General features: G+C 54.8%; 22 protein-coding genes. 17 read left to right on the plus strand and 5 right to left on the minus strand.

Annotated features, from left to right (window positions below):
- The first annotated feature begins 30 nt into the window (after window positions 1–30).
- The 15 genes from alr to TA5113_RS15435 all read left to right on the plus strand — a co-directional run bounded on the left by alr (window position 31) and on the right by TA5113_RS15435 (window position 13,407).
- Window positions 31–1,065 (plus strand): alanine racemase, encoded by a 1,035-nt coding sequence (alr, locus tag TA5113_RS15365; RefSeq protein WP_058315990.1) that lies wholly within the window; start codon window positions 31–33, stop codon window positions 1,063–1,065.
- On the plus strand, window positions 1,062–1,847 hold the full coding sequence (locus tag TA5113_RS15370; protein ID WP_058316811.1) for an MlaE family ABC transporter permease: 786 nt from the start codon (window positions 1,062–1,064) through the stop codon (window positions 1,845–1,847). The genes alr and TA5113_RS15370 overlap by 4 nt, the downstream gene beginning before the upstream one ends.
- Entirely contained in the window at window positions 1,844–2,602 is a 759-nt protein-coding gene (locus TA5113_RS15375) for an ABC transporter ATP-binding protein (RefSeq protein ID WP_058315988.1), read from the plus strand. Before TA5113_RS15370 ends, TA5113_RS15375 begins: the two co-directional genes overlap by 4 nt.
- Window positions 2,603–2,733: 131 nt before the next feature.
- Window positions 2,734–3,537: a hypothetical protein gene (locus tag TA5113_RS15380; RefSeq protein WP_058316812.1), complete on the plus strand. Its 804-nt coding sequence runs from the start codon at window positions 2,734–2,736 to the stop codon at window positions 3,535–3,537.
- A 66-nt stretch (window positions 3,538–3,603) separates the two neighbouring features.
- The gene (locus TA5113_RS15385) at window positions 3,604–4,029 is read left to right on the plus strand and encodes a paraquat-inducible protein A (protein ID WP_058315986.1); all 426 of its coding nucleotides are present in this window, start codon (window positions 3,604–3,606) and stop codon (window positions 4,027–4,029) included.
- Window positions 4,030–4,045: 16 nt separating this feature from the next.
- Complete coding sequence (gene radA, locus TA5113_RS15390) at window positions 4,046–5,413, plus strand: DNA repair protein RadA (RefSeq protein ID WP_058315985.1); 1,368 nt, start codon at window positions 4,046–4,048, stop codon at window positions 5,411–5,413.
- A gap of 37 nt (window positions 5,414–5,450) precedes the next feature.
- A complete protein-coding gene (locus TA5113_RS15395; RefSeq protein WP_058316813.1) occupies window positions 5,451–6,005 on the plus strand; it encodes a CvpA family protein in 555 nt (184 codons plus the stop codon).
- Window positions 6,006–6,382: 377 nt separating this feature from the next.
- Window positions 6,383–7,891 carry an amidophosphoribosyltransferase gene (purF, locus tag TA5113_RS15400; RefSeq protein WP_058315983.1) on the plus strand — a complete coding sequence of 503 codons (1,509 nt, stop codon included), beginning with the start codon at window positions 6,383–6,385 and terminating at the stop codon, window positions 7,889–7,891.
- Window positions 7,891–8,358 carry a DUF1284 domain-containing protein gene (locus TA5113_RS15405; RefSeq protein ID WP_058315982.1) on the plus strand — a complete coding sequence of 156 codons (468 nt, stop codon included), beginning with the start codon at window positions 7,891–7,893 and terminating at the stop codon, window positions 8,356–8,358. Before purF ends, TA5113_RS15405 begins: the two co-directional genes overlap by 1 nt.
- Window positions 8,359–8,493: 135 nt before the next feature.
- Window positions 8,494–8,967 (plus strand): metal-independent carbonic anhydrase family protein, encoded by a 474-nt coding sequence (locus TA5113_RS15410; protein WP_058315981.1) that lies wholly within the window; start codon window positions 8,494–8,496, stop codon window positions 8,965–8,967.
- Between the two features lie 105 nt (window positions 8,968–9,072).
- Window positions 9,073–9,840, plus strand: a complete 768-nt coding sequence (locus tag TA5113_RS15415) for an inositol monophosphatase family protein (RefSeq protein ID WP_058316814.1) — start codon at window positions 9,073–9,075, stop codon at window positions 9,838–9,840.
- 63 nt (window positions 9,841–9,903) lie between these two features.
- Entirely contained in the window at window positions 9,904–10,548 is a 645-nt protein-coding gene (locus TA5113_RS15420; RefSeq protein WP_058315979.1) for an SDR family NAD(P)-dependent oxidoreductase, read from the plus strand.
- Window positions 10,549–10,652: 104 nt separating this feature from the next.
- Window positions 10,653–11,435 (plus strand): 5'/3'-nucleotidase SurE, encoded by a 783-nt coding sequence (gene surE / locus TA5113_RS15425; protein ID WP_058315978.1) that lies wholly within the window; start codon window positions 10,653–10,655, stop codon window positions 11,433–11,435.
- Window positions 11,432–12,079 carry a protein-L-isoaspartate(D-aspartate) O-methyltransferase gene (locus tag TA5113_RS15430; RefSeq protein WP_058315977.1) on the plus strand — a complete coding sequence of 216 codons (648 nt, stop codon included), beginning with the start codon at window positions 11,432–11,434 and terminating at the stop codon, window positions 12,077–12,079. The genes surE and TA5113_RS15430 overlap by 4 nt, the downstream gene beginning before the upstream one ends.
- A 125-nt stretch (window positions 12,080–12,204) precedes the next feature.
- Window positions 12,205–13,407 (plus strand): M23 family metallopeptidase, encoded by a 1,203-nt coding sequence (locus TA5113_RS15435; protein WP_058316815.1) that lies wholly within the window; start codon window positions 12,205–12,207, stop codon window positions 13,405–13,407.
- Window positions 13,408–13,443: 36 nt separating this feature from the next.
- Here TA5113_RS15435 and TA5113_RS15440 read toward each other — a convergent pair whose 3' ends face one another.
- The gene (locus TA5113_RS15440; RefSeq protein ID WP_058315975.1) at window positions 13,444–14,286 is read right to left on the minus strand and encodes an ATP-binding protein; all 843 of its coding nucleotides are present in this window, start codon (window positions 14,284–14,286) and stop codon (window positions 13,444–13,446) included.
- 165 nt (window positions 14,287–14,451) lie between these two features.
- On the opposite strand from TA5113_RS15440, the gene TA5113_RS15445 reads away from it, so the two are divergent.
- Entirely contained in the window at window positions 14,452–14,649 is a 198-nt protein-coding gene (locus tag TA5113_RS15445) for a hypothetical protein (RefSeq protein WP_058315974.1), read from the plus strand.
- Window positions 14,650–14,723: 74 nt separating this feature from the next.
- Here the strand turns inward: TA5113_RS15445 and tatC are convergent, their stop codons facing one another.
- Genes tatC through TA5113_RS15460 form a run of 3 tightly spaced genes read right to left on the minus strand, consistent with a single transcriptional unit; the run spans window position 14,724 to window position 16,366 of the window.
- A complete protein-coding gene (gene tatC / locus TA5113_RS15450) occupies window positions 14,724–15,635 on the minus strand; it encodes a twin-arginine translocase subunit TatC (protein WP_058315973.1) in 912 nt (303 codons plus the stop codon).
- Entirely contained in the window at window positions 15,632–16,147 is a 516-nt protein-coding gene (gene tatB, locus TA5113_RS15455) for a Sec-independent protein translocase protein TatB (protein ID WP_058315972.1), read from the minus strand. Before tatB ends, tatC begins: the two co-directional genes overlap by 4 nt.
- A gap of 3 nt (window positions 16,148–16,150) precedes the next feature.
- Entirely contained in the window at window positions 16,151–16,366 is a 216-nt protein-coding gene (locus tag TA5113_RS15460; protein ID WP_058315971.1) for a twin-arginine translocase TatA/TatE family subunit, read from the minus strand.
- Window positions 16,367–16,523: 157 nt separating this feature from the next.
- Between TA5113_RS15460 and TA5113_RS15465 the strand changes: the two genes are divergently transcribed.
- Window positions 16,524–17,219, plus strand: a complete 696-nt coding sequence (locus TA5113_RS15465) for a helix-turn-helix transcriptional regulator (RefSeq protein ID WP_058315970.1) — start codon at window positions 16,524–16,526, stop codon at window positions 17,217–17,219.
- Here TA5113_RS15465 and TA5113_RS15470 read toward each other — a convergent pair.
- Window positions 17,203–17,716 (minus strand): hypothetical protein (locus TA5113_RS15470; protein ID WP_058316816.1); only part of this gene is annotated, 514 nt, incomplete at its 5' end. The genes TA5113_RS15465 and TA5113_RS15470 overlap by 17 nt on opposite strands.

Below are 17,716 nucleotides of genomic sequence, written 5' to 3' on the forward strand. Positions count from 1 at the left end.
CTCTTCTGTGCATCGCTTCAACTAACGCTCATGGCTACTGCAACACTTACGATCGACCTTGGCGCATTGGTTCGAAACTGGCGCGCACTGGATGCAAAAACCAACTGTGAAACCGCTGCGGTGATCAAAGCCGATGGCTATGGGCTTGGCGTGGATCGGGTGGCAAAGACTCTCGCCCAAGCGGGCGTGCGCAAGTTTTTCGTCGCGGCGACCGAGGAAGGTGCTTTGGTGCGTCAAGCACTTGGCCCCGGTCCAGAGATCAATATCTTTTCCGGCCACATGCGCGGTGACACCGATATGATCAGCGATCTTGAGCTGACTCCAATGGTCAACTCCATCGACCAGATGTTGCGCCATGCAGAAAGCCTGCCGGGCCGCCCTTTTGGCGTGCAGCTCGATAGCGGCATGAACCGCCTTGGCATGGAGCCCGCCGAATGGGCCGCCTTGCGCGAGTTGGCGGAACAGCAAGGTCCGACACTAATCATGTCTCACCTTGCCTGTGCGGATGATCCTGAAAGCCCGATGAACCCGCAGCAATTGGGTGCCTTCCGGGCAATGACCGAAGGTCTCAATGTGCCCCGCAGCCTTGCAGCAACGGGTGGTCTGCTTCTGAGCAAAGAATATCATTTCGACCTCACACGGCCGGGTATTGGCCTCTATGGTGGTGCGCCTTTTGAAGGCGCGGAAGCGGTCGCCCATGTGTCCATTCCAGTGATCCAATTGCGGGACGTGGAAATCGGCGAAACCGTTGGGTATTCAAATACCTGGACCGCAGAACGCCCGAGCCGCGTGGCGACAATCGCTGCTGGTTATGCGGACGGCCTGCCCCGGATAATGGGCGAGAATATCTCTGTCTATCACGGCAGCACCGCCTGCCCGGTCATTGGCCGTATTTCCATGGACATGATCGGCGTCGATATCACCGACCTTGGCGAGGACCCAGCAGAGCTCGATATTCTCACCGAAGATCAAACCGTTGACATGCTGGCGGATGCCGCTGGCACAATTGGTTATGAAATCCTGACATCACTTGGCGGCCGATACACCCGGCGCTATACCTCATGAAAGTGATCACCGCGCCCCTCGCCCATCTGGGTCGTGCTGTGCTAGCGTTGCTGGCCATCACCGGGCGCGTGACGATCTTTGCCTCTGACGGCATTAGCCACTTTTTCCGCCCGCCGTTTTACTGGCGCGAGTTTTTGGTCGCTTTGGGTCAAATCGGTTGGCTCTCTCTGCCGGTCGTCGGCCTCACCGCGTTTTTCACTGGCGGCGCGCTGGCATTGCAAATCTACGCAGGTGGTGCGCGTTTCTCTGCCGAAGCGGTGGTGCCGCAGATCGTGGCCATTGGCATGGTGCGCGAGCTTGGCCCGGTTCTCGTTGGCCTTATGATTGCCGCGCGTGTGACGAGTTCGATCGCCGCAGAAATCGCGACCATGAAAGTGACCGAGCAAATCGACGCTTTGGTGACCCTTTCCACGCATCCGATGAAATACCTCACCGCACCACGTGTGCTGGCCGCTTTGCTGGTGGTGCCATTGCTGGTTGGCGTGGGTGACATTATCGGCATCTTTGGTGGCTACGTGGTCGGCACCCAGCAGCTGGGATTTAACCCAGCCAGCTATATCAAGAACACCGTGGACTTCCTTGAATTCACCGATGTCTTCAGTTCGATGGTCAAAGGCTGCGTGTTTGGCGGCATCGCGGCCACGATGGGCTGCTACTTTGGCATGCAGTCCGGGCGCGGCGCGCAAGGGGTTGGGCAAGCAACTAAAGCGTCTGTGCAAGCCGCTGCCGTTCTTATTCTGGCGGCCAACTTCCTGCTCACTTCGGTGTTTTTCTCATCATGATCACACTTGAGAATGTTCATAAATCCTTTGGCCCCAAGAAGGTCCTGCAAGGGGTTAATCTCGAGATCCCAAAGGGTGAATCCATGGTGATCATCGGCGGGTCGGGCACAGGGAAATCAGTGATGCTGAAATCTGTGCTTGGGCTCGTCACACCAGACAAAGGCACGATTACGGTTGATGGCCAAGATGTGACAAACGCCCAAAGCAGCAAAGAACGGGACGCGTTTCTTGCCCGTTTTGGCATGTTGTTTCAAGGCGGCGCGCTGTTTGACTCGATGAAAGTCTGGGAAAACGTCGCCTTTCGCCTGCTTCGCGGTTCATTGAAGAAGCCGCTTGCAGAGGCCCGCTCGATCTCAATTGAGAAACTGCGCCGCGTCGGCCTCTCCCCAGATGTGGCCGATCTTTATCCGTCAGAACTCTCAGGCGGCATGCAAAAACGTGTCGGCCTCGCCCGCGCGATTGCGGCGGAACCAGAGATCATCTTCTTTGATGAACCCACCACCGGCCTTGATCCGATCATGTCCGGCGTGATCAATGATTTGATCCGCGAAATCGTGGTGGAAATGGGCGCAACAGCCATGACCATCACCCATGATATGACCTCGGTACGTGCCATCGCGGACAAGGTGGCCATGCTGCATAATGGCGTCATTCAGTGGACTGGTCCGATTGTTCAGATGGATGAAAGTGGCGATCCACATCTGGATCAATTCACCCACGGGCGCGCTGACGGGCCGATTGAATCCATCCGTTAATTTCGGCATTTTTGGCTACTGTTTCGCGTCCAGAAACAAAGCCTCACCGCGCAACGCACTGTCTCTAAACAAAATTTTACTTAACAAAACCTTAACCAAATGGGATGATAGCCCATTAAGGGGACATTTTCATGGTTAACGGTTTTAACAGTTTTGCACTGTCAGTAGTGCGTGGATTACAGTCATTAGCATTGGTTTGTTTGGTCGCCGCAGCGTTGGCGATGGGACTTTGGACGTCCCTATCAGCCTTCGGGGTTTGGCCATGGTTGGTTGCTGATATTTCCCTTGGCGACACGGCGCTTACGAATGCTGGGCTCTATATCCAGATCGGTCTAACGGCTGTGACAATTGGCCTTTGCGTTTTCTTACCCGCCAATGCGCGGATCATGAAACTGGAGCAATCCCACCGGAAGTTTTCTGTTGATATGGAAGACATCGTGCGGGCCTATCAGATCAGCCATCAGTCTGATCGCAAAGGAATTTTTGCGCTTTCCAAAGAATTTGATTCCGTGCGGGAACGTCTGCTGCATCTGCGCGAACACCCAGACCTTGGGGATCTAGAACCAGAGATTTTGGACATCGCAGCGCAGATGTCTTTTCAGTCTCGCGACCTTGCGCAGATCTATTCCAAAGAAAAGGTCGATCGCGCCTATCAATTCCTGACCCATCGTCAAGAAGAGGCCGATAAAATGGCGGATCGGCTGGCCGCTGCGCGTCAGACTTGCGACGAGTTGCGCCGATGGCTTGAGGACGTGGAAGCGGAAGAACGTATCGCTGCGCAACAGATCACACGCCTAGAATCAGATTTGATGGAGCTTCTGCCAAGCATTGGCTATGAGCTGGATGGTGACCCAAATGTCGTCAAGCTCGAGACAATGAAAAGCAGCGACAACGGCAAAGACGCGGACAAAAATCGCCCGAAGCGTCTCAGTTAATTTTTTTCACCGTGAAAACCGCGCATTCAGCGCTTAGGTAGGCGAAAGCAAACCTAAGGAGAGCTGATGCTGCGCTATATGAATCTTGTCTTGCTGATCCTCTTTCCGATCAGCTGGTTTGCGCCGCTTATGCGAGCGGGGATCTTGCCGCTTTTCGGGCTTTCGGAAATCTCAGTTGTCTCTGGGCTGATAGAGCTTTTTCAAAGCGACATTTTACTGGCGCTCGTCGTATTTCTCTTCGCTTTGGTGGCCCCGATCGCCAAAACCATTGGCCTTGCTCTGATCCACTTCAACCGTATGTCAGCACGCGCGAAACCGGTGTTTGAAATCCTTGGCAAACTGGCGATGGCCGACGTTTTCTTGATCGCGCTTTATATCGTTATCGTCAAAGGCGTTGGCCTTGCCCATGTAGAAACCGCATGGGGGCTTTATCTGTTTACGGGCTGCATTTTGACCTCTTTTGCCATTAGCCATTTGACGCGCCCCGAATAAGGGGTAAAACGAGAACATGGCAAAGGCAAAAACCTCTTATTCGTGCTCGGCCTGCGGGGCAGTCTTCAACAAATGGTCCGGGCGCTGTGACGCTTGTGGCGAGTGGAATTGTATTTCTGAAGATACAGGCATTTCCGCGGGACCAAGCGCAGCAACCTTGGGAAATTCCAAGGGTAAGTCTGTTCATTTGACGGATTTGCGGACCGAAGAAACGCCACCGCCGCGCACCTTATCTGGGCTGGCAGAATTGGACCGTGTTTTAGGAGGCGGATTGGTACCTGCTTCTGCAATTTTGGTTGGGGGCGATCCGGGTATTGGTAAATCCACGCTGCTTTTACAGGCCGCTGCAGAATTCGCCCGTAAAGGCCTGAAAACAATTTATGTTTCCGGTGAAGAAGCAAGCGCGCAGGTCCGCATGCGGGCCCAGCGTCTGGACCTGACGGACGCGCCGGTGCAACTCGCTGCTGAAACCAACCTGCGCGATATCTTGACCACTCTGGATCAGGAAAAACCGCAACTGGCGATCATCGACTCCATTCAAACCATGTGGTCAGACAATGTGGGGTCTGCCCCCGGTTCTGTCAGTCAGGTGCGCGCCGCGGCCCATGAGCTGACGTCATACGCCAAACGCAAAAACATGGCCGTGATCATCGTCGGCCACGTCACCAAAGAGGGCCAAATCGCCGGTCCCCGTGTGGTCGAACATATGGTCGACACGGTGCTTTATTTTGAAGGAGAACGTGGCCACCAGTTCCGCGTCCTTCGCGCGGTGAAAAACCGGTTTGGCGCTGCCGACGAAATCGGCGTCTTCGAAATGACGGGCCGGGGTCTCTCGGAAGTCACCAACCCATCCGCATTGTTCTTATCTGAACGCGGCACCCCTGCCCCCGGCTCTGTGGTCTTTGCAGGCATCGAAGGCACGCGCCCTGTATTGGTCGAACTACAAGCGCTCGTCGCCCCAAGCCCCCACGCCCAACCCCGCCGCGCGGTGGTGGGATGGGACAGCAGCCGCCTTGCAATGATCCTTGCGGTGCTCGAAGCCCGCTGCGGCATCCCATTCACCGGGCTCGACGTTTACCTCAACGTTGCAGGTGGCATGAAAATCAATGAGCCGGCCGCAGATCTTGCAGTCGCCGCCGCGCTTCTGTCAGCACGAGAAGACGCGAGCATCCCTGCTGATACTGTCGTTTTCGGCGAAATCTCCCTCTCTGGTGCCTTAAGGCCCGTGTCCCAAACAGAAAATAGGTTGAAAGAAGCCCAAAAACTTGGTTTCACGTCTGCAATAGCTCCGAAAGGTGGCAAATCCCCGAGCGTGGCAGGCATGGCGCTCAACCAACTGGCGGATTTGACGCAATTTGTGGGCGACACATTCGGCGCGGGATAGGCGCTCGATACAAAGAGCCGAGAGGGACAGAAGACCAATGGAAGGTTTCACCATCATCGACGCGGTTGTGGCCGGCGTTATAATTCTGTCGGCTTTGCTGGCATATTCTCGCGGCTTGGTGCGCGAAGGCATGGCCATTCTGGGTTGGGTCGCTGCGGCGGTTCTGGCCTTTATCTTTGCCCCATCGGGGGGGCCTCCGGTGAAAGAGATCCCGGTTGTGGGCGAGTTCCTTGCCGATAGCTGTGAGTTGGCGATGATTGCCGCCGCCGGTGCAGTCTTTGCGGGCGCGCTGGTGCTAGTGTCTTTCTTTACGCCACTCTTTTCATCATTGGTACAACGCTCCGCCCTCGGCGGACTGGACCAAGGCCTTGGTTTCCTATTCGGCGTCCTTCGCGGCATCCTTTTGGTGGCTGTGGCCTTCTTTGTTTACGAGACAGTTGTGACAAGCCAAGACATTGCCATGGTGGATGACAGCCGCTCTGCCGCAGTCTTTGCGCGGGTCACTGGGCAGATCGAAGATCGCAACCCGACAGAAGCTCTTGGCTGGGTCACTCAGCAATATGAGGAATTGGTAGGCAACTGCAGCCAGTAACACATCCTTAAACGGGTATTTGGCGGGGCTTTCACATCGAAAGCCTCGCTTTTTTATGCGCTGCGACGCTTTTTCTAACCGGTGCAAAAAGGTTTGTGTTAGTTTCGTGACAAGACCGGCGCAACCCTCTAAGAGGTGGCCAGCGAGATGAACGGATTCGGAGCACCCTCCTTGTCAAGCCAGTGTCAGACTGCCCACGCAACTCACGGACATCCGTCCGGTCGCGTTGCTGCATCTTATGGCACCATCTTTGACATGAAGACTGTTACCGCTAAACACCTCCGCCCTATCCAGCACCTGCCCGTTTCGCGCAGGTGTTTTTTATTGGACGCTCGCTTAGACGACAGAACTACACCCCTTGAAATTGGAGCCAGCGCATGTGCGGCATTCTAGGCATCTCTAATCGCAACAGCGATGTTTTTGCAGAACTCTATGACGGATTGCTGATGCTGCAACACCGAGGCCAGGACGCTTCGGGCATGGTCACCTATAACGGCGAATTCTTCCGCGAGAAGAAAGCCAATGGTCTGGTGAAAGACGTATTTGGCCCGGAGCAAGCTGAAATGCTGACAGGCCGCACCGGTATTGGCCACGTCCGTTACCCAACCGCTGGCTCACTATCTGCCGCTGAAGCGCAGCCATTCTTTGTGAATGCGCCTTACGGCATCTACCTGGTCCACAACGGCAACATCACCAACACTGAAGAGCAACGCTCTAAAGTGACTGGGAAGTATAGCCGCCATCTTCGGACCACCTCTGACTCTGAAATCATGCTGAACGTGCTGGCCGACAAGGTCTTTGATGCGATCAAAGTGAACGGCAATGACGACCCCGTCCGCAACTTGTTTGCAGGTGTGAAAATGATGATGGAGCGCATCCAAGGCGCCTATTCTGTCATCACTATGGTCGCAGGGGTTGGGATGCTGGCTTTCCGCGACCCGCATGGCATCCGTCCCCTGTCTGTGGCCCATCGCACAAACAGCACAGGTGGCGACGATTATGCATTCGCCTCAGAAGATGTGGCGTTTGACATCAACGGTTTCAAAAAGCTGCGCGACGTAAAACCGGGTGAAGCGATCCTGATCGACTTGGACGGCAAGATGCACACGTTCCAAGCGGCAGAAGGTGACCTGACCCCATGCATCTTTGAATATGTTTATCTCGCACGTCCTGATTCTGTTCTGGACGGAATCTCTGTCTACAAATCCCAGATCCGCATGGGTCAAACGCTCGCAAAACAAATCCAAGAACTCGACTTGGAGATCGACAGCATCATCCCGGTGCCTGACTCCGCGCGCCCTGTGGCACTAGAGGTGTCAAACGCGACTGGCATTCGTTACCGCGAAGGTCTGGTGAAGAACCGCTATGTGGGGCGGACCTTCATCATGCCGGGCCAAGAAGAACGCCAAAAATCCGTGCGCCGCAAATTGAACGCCGTGTCGCTCGAGTTCAAAGACAAGAACGTTCTGCTGATCGACGATTCCATCGTACGCGGCAACACGATTAAAAAGATCGTTCAGATGTGCCGCGACGCGGGCGCAAAGAAAGTCTATGTGGCGAGCGCCTCTCCTCCGGTGAAATACCCGAACGTCTATGGCATCGACATGCCAACGAAACACGAGTTGATTGCCAATGGCCGCGAGATTGAAGAAATCCGCGAAGAACTGGGCTGTGACGCCTTGATCTATCAGCGCCTCGAAGATCTGGTTTGGGCGGCCCAAGAGGGTAACCCAGAGATCAAGCATTTCGATTGCTCATGTTTTGATGGCAATTACATCACTGGGTCCGTGTCTGATGCCTATCTGGATCAGCTGGAACAAAGCACTCGTGTGAGCGCAAAAATCAATGACATGCCTTCACCCAAGAAGGTTGCGAAAATCGCTTAATGGCGGGCGGTCGTAACCCCATACGGTTTCGGCCGCACCATTTTCTGTGCGCGCTAGGCTTTGAAGGCAACGGCTATTCCAGCGCCTTCACCGCCAATATGAGCGACATTGTAGACGGTCGGTTGCGCAGCCCCGGTGGCGAGAACACCAAAATCACGGTTACTTTTGTGGCAGACAGCATTTGCACGCCCTGCCCTGAACGGCGCGGCTTGGGCTGTGTAAAGCTACACACAATCAAACAGTTGGATGAACGTCACGCCAAAGCGTTAGGGCTGCGCGATGGGCAATGCATCACTTGGGGCGATGCCCTCAAACGCATAAAGGCCAACGTCCCGCCTGGAAACCTTTCAACGCTCTGTCAGAACTGCCAATGGCTTGAATTGGGCGCGTGTGAAAACGCGTTGGAACGGTTGCATCAAGCCGAGCCTGTTCTCTCTAGTGCAACTGGATCAGGCGAAAAGGCTTAAAGTGACAAAAGAACGTAACGCTCTTTTCAAGCGTTTCTTGTCGACCTCATCCGCTTAAGCCGCTAAACCACGTCGGAACTTTTTGAGATTGCACTTCAGCCACGTCGCTGAACACCACGAAAGAAGGAAAACCACATGTCGATCACTGAGACCGAAATCACCGCTGCCACCAAAGTTTGGGGCGATGCCTTGGTTGCCGTTTCAAAGGCCTACGAGGAAGACGGGATCGACGGCGCGCGCGCAGTGGCTGAAGGCGCGCTGGATGCGGCCTACGGTTACAACATGGGGCCAGTGCTGTTTAAGCCAACACTGGCGGGCGGTGAGCAAACCTTCCGGACAACGCGCAAGGGTGCGCTGTCCTATTTCGTTGGTCACGACGAAGAATATCCAAACGACGGCGGTTTTGGCATCAAAGGCTGGCGTACAGTTGTCTTTGACACGGCCGCAACGTTTTCTGAAGGGGATGTCGCCATGTGGATGGGCTGGGTGACTTTCACTGACAAAGACGGAAACGTCACGAAAGTGGACAAGAGCTTTGGCTACAAAAAGGACGCTGAAGGCACAGTCCGCATCGTGTTGCACCATTCCTCACTTCCCTATTCAGGATAATCTCCAATCTTCCGCTTTTCACAAGGCAGCCTGCGATTTGGGCTGCCTTTTTTATTAAGTAAAAATGGTCGTGTAGCCGTTACATAGGTCATGTCTAAGCAGCGCATGTCTGACCTTGAGCACTATATCTCTACTGCATTAAAACTCGCTGCAGATGCCACTGAAACGGCGCATCAAACTTGGTCCCAAGATCTTTTGGTTGACTACAAGGCCGATGGATCCGCGCTCACCCAAGCCGATTTGAACATCGAGATCCGTTGGCGCGAGGCGATCCGCAAAAACTATCCAAGTCACGGTATCTTGGGTGAAGAATTTGGGACAGAGACTGGTGACAGTGCTTTTACCTGGGTGCTCGACCCGATTGATGGCACCAGAGCTTTTGGAGCCGGGTTGCTAAATTATGCGTCTCTCATCAGCCTATGCCGTGACGGAACGCCAATCCTTGGCCTGATTGCCTTGCCCATGCCGGGATTGCTGTTTTGGGCCGCAGAAGGTCACGGCACGCATTTCGAAGGACGGCGGGTACACACGTCTGGGCGACAAGAATTGGATCACTCGGTGATCCACCTTGCAAATCCAGAGAGTTTTGGATCGGAGAGCCTGAGCCTGTACGACCAGCTCAAAACCAAAGGCAAACAACGGGTTTATGACGCCGGTTCCCCGGCATATGGAGCGCTATCGCGAGGCCTTATCGACCTATCCTTAAATGGCGACGACCTGGACGCCTTTGACATCTGCGCCCTTTGCCCAATTGTTCAGGAAGCCGGTGGTGTGATCTCTGACCTAAACGGCAAACCTCTGTCCATCCTGTCCAAAGGCGCAATTGTCGCAAGCGCGTCACCAGCGCTTCATCAACACGTGTTATCTTTATAGGGATCGCAAACCTGCGGCGTTTGTGCCCTTGACCATTCTCCGCCAAAGGATCACACCTTTGACATGACTGAGAAAATCGCACTTGTCACCGGCGCATCGCGCGGCCTTGGATATGCTTTCGCCGAGGCGCTTGCGCCCGACTATCATGTGGTCGCCGTTGGGCGCACCATCGGTGGGCTGGAAGAGCTCGACGACAAGATCAAAGCCAAAGGGGGCGATGCGACGCTGGCCCCAATGGACATCACCAATGTCGACGCCATGGCGCAACTTTGCCGGTCTATTTACGATCGTTGGGGCAAGATTGACCTGTGGGTTCATGCGGCCGTCCACGGCGCGCCCCTGACACCAACCAGCCATATCGACGCAAAAGACTGGGAAAAATCAGTCGCTTGCAACGTGACCGCGACCGGGCAGCTGATCCCGTTTATGGCGCCTCTCTTGGGTGAAACCGGACAAGCCGTCTTCTTTGATGACCCAAAAGCGGGCGAGAAGTTCTTTGGCTCTTATGGCGCAACAAAAGCCTCGCAAATCGCCTTGGCCAAAAGCTGGCAGGCCGAAACCGTGAAGACCGGTCCAAAGGTGCATGTCTTGGAACCAAACCCGATGCCAACCGCCACGCGCGCCCGCTTCTTCCCGGGTGAGCCACGCGACTCGCTTGCCTCCATCCATGACGAGGCGGCGCGGCTCATCAAAGAGCTCGCTCTTTAACGCCCAGTTTATCCAATTTCACCTGCGTTGCTCTGTGCGCTTGATGAGGGCCTGACACTCCCGTAGAGAGTGATAAAGCCTTTATTGACGACCGGAGCTCCCGCATGCGCATTCTCATCACCAACGACGATGGCATCAACGCGCCGGGCCTTTCGGTGATGGAGAAGATCGCCACGGACCTTGTGGGACCCGATGGCGAAGTTTGGACTGTGGCTCCGGCCTTTGAGCAATCGGGTGTTGGCCACTGTATCAGCTACACCCACCCAACCATGATTGCCAAATTGGGCGAGCGTCGGTTTGCAGCCGAAGGAAGCCCAGCGGATTGCGTGCTAGCGGGTATCCACGACGTGTTGAATGGGGAGAAGCCTGACCTGATTTTGTCGGGTGTGAACCGTGGCAACAACTCGGCTGAAAATACCATGTATTCCGGCACCATCGGTGGCGCGATGGAAGGGGCTTTACAAGGTGTGCCGTCATTTGCTCTTTCGCAATATTACGGTCCAAGAAACCTCGACCTAGAGGATTCATTTGAAGCCAGCGCCCATTTCGGAGTGGACGTCATTCGCAAGATTTTGGCCGCGAATATGGAAGACAACCAAAACTATCGCCTGTTTTATAACATCAACTTCCCGCCTATCCCTGCAAACGAAGTCAAAGGGATCAAGGTTGCAACCCAAGGGCGACGTCAAGGTGTAAACTTTGCAGTCAAAGCGGAAACCAGCCCCGGACGTCGGCGTTTTCTGTGGGTCACAGGCGGAGATCAAAGCGTCCCTTCTGGCGAAGGATCTGACGCGCAGGCAAATCTGAATGACTATATTTCGGTCACACCGATGCGCGCGGACCTGACGGCACATGACGCCCTTGAAGCGCTGAAAGTGATTGAATGACTGACGATCTCGCTGAACGCAAAATGCAATTCATGTTTGCCCTGCGCAGCAAGGGCATCACAGACATGGCTGTGTTGACGGCCATGGAGAAGGTAGATCGCGGGCTGTTTGTGAAGGGTTTGTTCGCCGACCGCGCCTATGAAGACACCCCTCTGCCCATCCCCTGTGGCCAGACCATCAGCCAACCCTCCGTGGTGGGCCTCATGACCCAGGCGTTGAATGTGTCCCCGCGGGACAAGGTATTGGAAGTGGGCACTGGCTCGGGCTATCAAGCAGCCATTCTCAGCCACCTGGCGCGTCGCGTGTACACGGTCGACCGGCATCGCCGCCTCGTGACGGAAGCCAAACAGATTTTTCAAGACTTAGATCTGGCCAATGTCACCGCCTTTTCAGCCGACGGCAGCTTCGGCCTGCCCGATCAAGCGCCCTTTGACCGCATCATCGTAACCGCCGCCGCCGAAGACCCGCCGGGCCCTCTTTTGGCACAGCTCAAGTTGGGCGGAATCATGGTGGTGCCTGTGGGCCAATCCGATGCTGTTCAATCTATGATCAAAGTGGTGCGCGGTGAGGACGGTTTTGATTACGAAGAGATCAGACCCGTACGTTTTGTGCCTTTGGTCGAAGGTATGGCCCGTGACAATTAGGCGAAACTCTGCCTATAAAGCGCCAAGGTATGTGACTGGACCGCAGAACTCTGCGACATCCAGTAGTGTTTACGCGTAACGAAACCCCACACATTAGAAATAAGGGGTTCGACGAGGATATCGAGATGACAGTTTCCCTGCGACGCCCTTTTGGATTTGTCCCAGCCCGCTTAGCTATGGCTGTGTCAGCCGCAGCCCTTGTGTCCGCTTGTAGCGGGCCATTGGATTTGGACCTTCGCGATGTATTTGGCCAGGGCCTTGATACGTCCGAGGCCGCAGTTGGTGCGACCGCGGATCGCCCTACACCGGATGCCCGCGGGATCATCTCTTACCCGAACTATCAGGTGGCTGTCGCCAAACGCGGTGACACAGTTGCTGATGTGGCCAATCGTGTTGGCGTGGATGCCACAGAGCTCGCCAGATACAACGCGGTGCAAGTCAACGATCCGCTTCGCGACGGCGAGATTGTCGCCCTCCCGACCCGGGTAGCGGAACCGGCTTCTGGGCAGGTCGTGTCACCAAGCAATGTCGACATCACGTCCCTTGCAGGCAATGCCATCGATAACGCGACTCCTGTGGTCCAAACAGATGAGCTGGAAGCAGCGCCCGTCCAAGTAACTGAGGACACCCAGATTGGCTTTGAGCCGATCCGCCACACGGTCCAGCGCGGCGAGACGGCGTTCACGATCTCGCGTCTCTACAATGTATCCGTGCGCAGCCTGGCGGAATGGAACGGCTTGGGCAAAGACTTCACCATTCGTGAAAACCAAATCCTTCTGATCCCACCGGCGCGACCTTCTGCACCGTCTGAAAGCGCGCGCCCTCAGGCGCGCACAGAGACAACCGCACCGGGCGAAGGCAGCCCAACCCCGGTTCCGCCAAGTGCAGCAACGCCTTTGCCGGATGAAACACCATCCGCACCGGTTGCAAAACCTGCGGCAGAGGATCTGTCCAAGCAACAGACCAAACCTGCCAATAGCAGCGCGAAGATGTCCTTCCCAGTGAATGGCAAGATCATTCGCCCCTACTCTAAAGGCAAAAACAACGGTATCGACATGTCTGCGCCCGCAGGCACTCCTGTTGTTGCAGCTGCAGATGGAACGGTTGCTGCGATTACAACGGACGCGGACGGGGTAAAAATCGTTGTGGTCCGCCACGCCGATAATGTCATGACGGTCTATTACAACGTCGAGGGTATCACCGCATCCAAAGGCGCGACGGTGAAACGCAACGCGAAAATTGCGGCGATCCCGGCGAAGGATAACTTCGTGCATTTCGAGGTACGAAAAGGGTTTGAGAGCGTCGACCCAATGCCGTTCCTACAATAACGCATTCAAAGAAAAAGGGGCCAAGCGGCCCCTTTTTTATGTGATCGACACGCCTTTGCGCCCCGCCAAATCCGTGAAGAATTGCCAGGCCACCCGACCTGACCGGCTTCCCCGTGTGGCCTGCCACTCAATCGCTTCGGCGCGCAGGGTTTCATCATCAATTTCAAGATCATAGGCGTCACAATAGCCACGGATCATATCAAGGTATTCATCTTGTGAACATGGATGGAAGCCGAGCCACAGACCAAAGCGATCAGACAAAGATACCTTTTCTTCGACCGCCTCAGACGGATTGATCGCTGAGCCACGCTCATTCTCAATCATATCCCGCGGCATTAGGTGGCGACGGTTTGATGTGGCGTAGAACACAACGTTCTCTGGCCGCCCTTCAATCCCGCCATCCAGCACCGCTTTCAGGCTCTTATAGTGCTGGTCATCATGGGAGAATGACAGATCATCACAGAACAGCACAAACCGTTCCTTCCGCCCGCGCAGATGGTTCAGTAGCCGAGACACCGTCGGCAGGTCTTCTCGTTGCAATTCAACGATCTTCAAAGACAAACCGCGGTTCAAAAGTTCTCCATGCACCGCCTTCACCAGCGAGGATTTCCCCATCCCACGTGCGCCCCACAAAAGCGCGTTGTTTGCTGGCAAACCACGGGCAAATTGTTCGGTGTTGGCAAGCAATGTGTCGCGGGAGCGGTTCACACCAATCAACAGCTCAATCCCAACCCGGCTCACCTCTGGGACCGGCTCCAGACGATCAGGATCTACATGCCACACAAACGCATCTGCCGCGTCAAAATCGGGTGCTGGCAAAGGCGCTGGCGCCATCCGTTCTAAGGCTTCTGCGATCCGGTTTAAGGTTTTGTCGTCCATGATCTTCTTCCGCTGTCTTCGCTCTTTTCAAACCACGTTCTGCGCGGCTCAACAAGGGCTTCGATCCCTAGCAACGAATGCGATTTTGAAATTTCCGCCTTTGGCACTACCATCCAATCAAGTCGATTAGTCAACAGATCACATTTGCCCCAACAGGAGACCCATATGCTCTACCCAATTGCTGAACTGGAAAACGAAAAGCTTAGCGCTTTACAGGCTTTAGAAAAAGAAATCGGAGGACCAGTGGTCGCATTAACACAGCTGGACACAAATGCAGCGGATCTTTCCAAAGAAAACTTGCAGAAGATCAAGGAAGCCGAGGAAGAGCTTGGCGTCGTGCTCGTGGCTCTGCGTCCGAATTGATTGTTCCAATCTAAAGGTCAAAAAAGAAAAAGGGCGCCCTATTGGGCGCCCTCTTTGGTTCTGGAGCCTGCGCTTTACTTCGCAGTGTCATCCGTGTCTGCATCCATCATCTCTTCAGGGTGCAAGTCATCTTCGTCATCGTAGTACCCTTCCGCGCGCAATTGCTCTTCGCGCTTCTTCTCCACACGACCCACGAGGAAGATGGACACCTCATAAAGCCCGTAGACCACCACAAATAGGATCACCTGAGTGATAACGTCTGGCGGCGTCACCAACGCTGCGAGCACGAGAATACCAACGACCGCATATTTGCGGACATTTCCAAGTCCTTCTGCGTTCACCAGCCCCGCTTTGCCCATCAAGGTCAAAAGGACGGGCAGTTGGAAACACAGACCAAAAGCCACCACGAATTTGATGGTCAGATTCAGGTATTCCTGCGCAGAACCTTGGAAAACAACGGACAGGCCTTGTTGCACTTCTTCATCTACAAGCGCTTCGCCTTCATTGCCAAACTGTTGGAACCCAAGGAAAAAGTCATATGCCAGCGGTGTCACCACATAGAACGCGAAGGATGCGCCAAGGATGAACATGAAGGGCGACGCAACCAAGAATGGCAGGAACGCCCCACGTTCATTTTTGTAAAGCCCCGGTGCCACAAAGCGCCACATCTGCAAGCCGATGTACGGAAATGCCAAAATAAAGCCGCCAAGGAACGAGATCTTAATAGCAACAAAGAAGCCCTCTTGCGGGCTGATGAAGATCAGGTCGCAATCCTGGCCCCGCTCACCCAGAACCTGACACAGGGGTGAGGTCAGGAAGTTAAACAGCGGCGTCGCAACCGTGAAACAAATCACCATACCAATGATGAATGCCACGACAGAATGGATCAGCCGTGTGCGTAGCTCCGCAAGATGTTCAATCAGAGGGGCCGAGCTTTCCTCGACCTCGTCCATTGGGTCTTCCGCCATGTGTTCGGACTGGCTCATTCTGCGTCTTTCTTCGTCTCAGCCTTAGGCTTGGCTTTTGGCTTGGTCGCCTTTTTGGGTGCGGCCTTAGCTGCAGGCTTCTTGGTGGCTGCTGGTTTCGCCTTTGTCGGCGTCTCCGCTGCTTCCTTGGCGGCCGCTGCCTTTTTCGCCGTCGCTTCTTGGATTTTCTTGGCCGCAGATGCTCGCTCTTCGCTCAAAGAATCTGTGCCTAAATCCAGTTTAAAATCAGTGGCATCCTTGACCTTGTCGCGCACCGCATCCGTGGCGGCTTTGGCAGGGTTTGCCATGGTTTTCAAACCGTCAGTGGCTGACTTGAACCCCTTTGTGGCGTCCTTCACCCCTGCCTCGTCAGCCGCTTGGTTCATGGCATAGGAAAACTCCCGTGCCATGCCCCGCATGCGCCCGACAAAGCGGCCCACTTGCTGGAACATCACCGGCAAGTCTTTGGGCCCGATGACAATCAGGGCCACAACACCAATGATCAGAAGTTCGCTCCAACCGAGGTCAAACATAGATTAGACCTTGTCTTTTTCGTCTTCCGGAGTGACGTCTTTCGCCACCTCTGCCGCGTCTTCTTCGATCTCTTTTGCGCCGTCATCGACACCTTTTTTGAAGGCTGTGATGCCTTTACCCACTTCGCCCATCAAAGAGCTGATTTTGCCGCGGCCAAACAGAACCAGAACCACAACAGCGATAAGCAAAAGACCCGGAAGGCCGATATTGTTGAGCATGAAACTTCTCCCAATGCGTGCCCGATCACGGGCGTGATATATGCTGAGGATAGGTTTAAGGGCTGAATTCAGCGCTTTGAACCAACAAAACCTCTGGAATTCGGATGATTTACCCTCAATACTGACTCTAAACTGTCAGTATTGGAAATGATCAGAAATGACCGCTGCAGAATCAAGAAAACACCCCGGCAAAAGCGCACGTCTGAGCGCGATAATGCAGCGCTTGTCGTCTGGTGACGTGGTGCGTGCAGAGGACCTAGCGGAGGAGTTTGGTGTCTCGGTCCGAAGCATCTATCGCGATATGGACAGTCTGAAAGCCAGCGGCATGCCGATTGAGGCCACCCAAGGCACCGGCTATCAAGCAAAAGCCGTCACCACCCTGCCCCCGCTCCATTTGACCGAAAGCGAGCTGGAAGCCTTGCACCTTGGATTACTAGCGGTCGCCGCAAGTGCCGATGAAGACTTACAAAACGCGGCACAGACCGTGTCTCAGAAACTAGAAGACGCTTTGCCTCAGGGCGCAGAGACGCCATCGGGTGCTTATGCGGTCTACCCATTTGATGATGCCGGCCGCGCTCTTCAGCATCTGGCTACGCTGCGCTCTGCGATCCGGTCTCGACAGATGTTGCGGGTCACCATGGGCAGTGGCGCCAAGGAAGATGTGCGCCCCTTGCGGTTAGAATATTGGGGGCGCGTTTGGACATTGCTGGGTTATGCAGACGGAAGAAAAAGTTTCGTGAAAGTGCCCGTTCACGACATTCTAAACATGATCGTTTTGCCAGGCCTCTTTGTAGACGAAGGCGGAAAAGGCGCAGATGATCTGCCGCGAGCGACGCTCACCACTTTGCGTTAAAAGACTTCCATAGAAGACTGAATTTATTTTGAAATTCACCGTTGCGCAGATCAGATTTTGCAACGGCGTCAGGGTTCTTAGCTGCACGTTTTAAGATCGCCTCAGACTGCCACGTAAGCCTTAGCACTGCACAAACCTCTTTGTTTTGACGCCCGAGTTTGCGCCTTGCAGTGCGCCGTTTCTTAAGCGCATCAAGCGCAAGGGTCCGAACGGTTTCGGCACGCCCGTCCACTAACGGAATGCGCCCTGCTGCTTCCAAAGCTGGAATGGCCAAAAACCAACGCGCCAAACCATCCACTTCGCCAACCTTGCGAACGCTCTCTAAATCAGTTGCACCGGCGACCTCGGCGGCCACCATCAACAATTGCCCTGCGGTCGCTGAAAAGTGACTTTGAAACGCGTCTTCATCTTCAAAGGGATCGCGGTAAATGTCCCACCGCCGCGCTTCGATCAATGCGTCCAGCGATTGCGCCTGTGTTGGGGTAAGAATGCGGGCC

It is taken from the genome of Cognatishimia activa, from assembly GCF_001458335.1.
GTDB classification, from domain to species: Bacteria; Pseudomonadota; Alphaproteobacteria; order Rhodobacterales; family Rhodobacteraceae; genus Cognatishimia; species Cognatishimia activa.

What these genes read in the sequence shown, in the direction of transcription:
- alr (WP_058315990.1), top strand. Translation starts at nt 31, where the DNA reads ATGGCTACTGCAACACTTACGATCGACCTTGGCGCATTGGTTCGAAAC.
- TA5113_RS15370 (WP_058316811.1), top strand. Translation starts at nt 1,062, where the DNA reads ATGAAAGTGATCACCGCGCCCCTCGCCCATCTGGGTCGTGCTGTGCTA.
- TA5113_RS15375 (WP_058315988.1), top strand. Translation starts at nt 1,844, where the DNA reads ATGATCACACTTGAGAATGTTCATAAATCCTTTGGCCCCAAGAAGGTC.
- TA5113_RS15380 (WP_058316812.1), top strand. Translation starts at nt 2,734, where the DNA reads ATGGTTAACGGTTTTAACAGTTTTGCACTGTCAGTAGTGCGTGGATTA.
- TA5113_RS15385 (WP_058315986.1), top strand. Translation starts at nt 3,604, where the DNA reads ATGCTGCGCTATATGAATCTTGTCTTGCTGATCCTCTTTCCGATCAGC.
- radA (WP_058315985.1), top strand. Translation starts at nt 4,046, where the DNA reads ATGGCAAAGGCAAAAACCTCTTATTCGTGCTCGGCCTGCGGGGCAGTC.
- TA5113_RS15395 (WP_058316813.1), top strand. Translation starts at nt 5,451, where the DNA reads ATGGAAGGTTTCACCATCATCGACGCGGTTGTGGCCGGCGTTATAATT.
- purF (WP_058315983.1), top strand. Translation starts at nt 6,383, where the DNA reads ATGTGCGGCATTCTAGGCATCTCTAATCGCAACAGCGATGTTTTTGCA.
- TA5113_RS15405 (WP_058315982.1), top strand. Translation starts at nt 7,891, where the DNA reads ATGGCGGGCGGTCGTAACCCCATACGGTTTCGGCCGCACCATTTTCTG.
- TA5113_RS15410 (WP_058315981.1), top strand. Translation starts at nt 8,494, where the DNA reads ATGTCGATCACTGAGACCGAAATCACCGCTGCCACCAAAGTTTGGGGC.
- TA5113_RS15415 (WP_058316814.1), top strand. Translation starts at nt 9,073, where the DNA reads ATGTCTGACCTTGAGCACTATATCTCTACTGCATTAAAACTCGCTGCA.
- TA5113_RS15420 (WP_058315979.1), top strand. Translation starts at nt 9,904, where the DNA reads ATGACTGAGAAAATCGCACTTGTCACCGGCGCATCGCGCGGCCTTGGA.
- surE (WP_058315978.1), top strand. Translation starts at nt 10,653, where the DNA reads ATGCGCATTCTCATCACCAACGACGATGGCATCAACGCGCCGGGCCTT.
- TA5113_RS15430 (WP_058315977.1), top strand. Translation starts at nt 11,432, where the DNA reads ATGACTGACGATCTCGCTGAACGCAAAATGCAATTCATGTTTGCCCTG.
- TA5113_RS15435 (WP_058316815.1), top strand. Translation starts at nt 12,205, where the DNA reads ATGACAGTTTCCCTGCGACGCCCTTTTGGATTTGTCCCAGCCCGCTTA.
- TA5113_RS15440 (WP_058315975.1), bottom strand. Translation starts at nt 14,286, where the DNA reads ATGGACGACAAAACCTTAAACCGGATCGCAGAAGCCTTAGAACGGATG.
- TA5113_RS15445 (WP_058315974.1), top strand. Translation starts at nt 14,452, where the DNA reads ATGCTCTACCCAATTGCTGAACTGGAAAACGAAAAGCTTAGCGCTTTA.
- tatC (WP_058315973.1), bottom strand. Translation starts at nt 15,635, where the DNA reads ATGAGCCAGTCCGAACACATGGCGGAAGACCCAATGGACGAGGTCGAG.
- tatB (WP_058315972.1), bottom strand. Translation starts at nt 16,147, where the DNA reads ATGTTTGACCTCGGTTGGAGCGAACTTCTGATCATTGGTGTTGTGGCC.
- TA5113_RS15460 (WP_058315971.1), bottom strand. Translation starts at nt 16,366, where the DNA reads ATGCTCAACAATATCGGCCTTCCGGGTCTTTTGCTTATCGCTGTTGTG.
- TA5113_RS15465 (WP_058315970.1), top strand. Translation starts at nt 16,524, where the DNA reads ATGACCGCTGCAGAATCAAGAAAACACCCCGGCAAAAGCGCACGTCTG.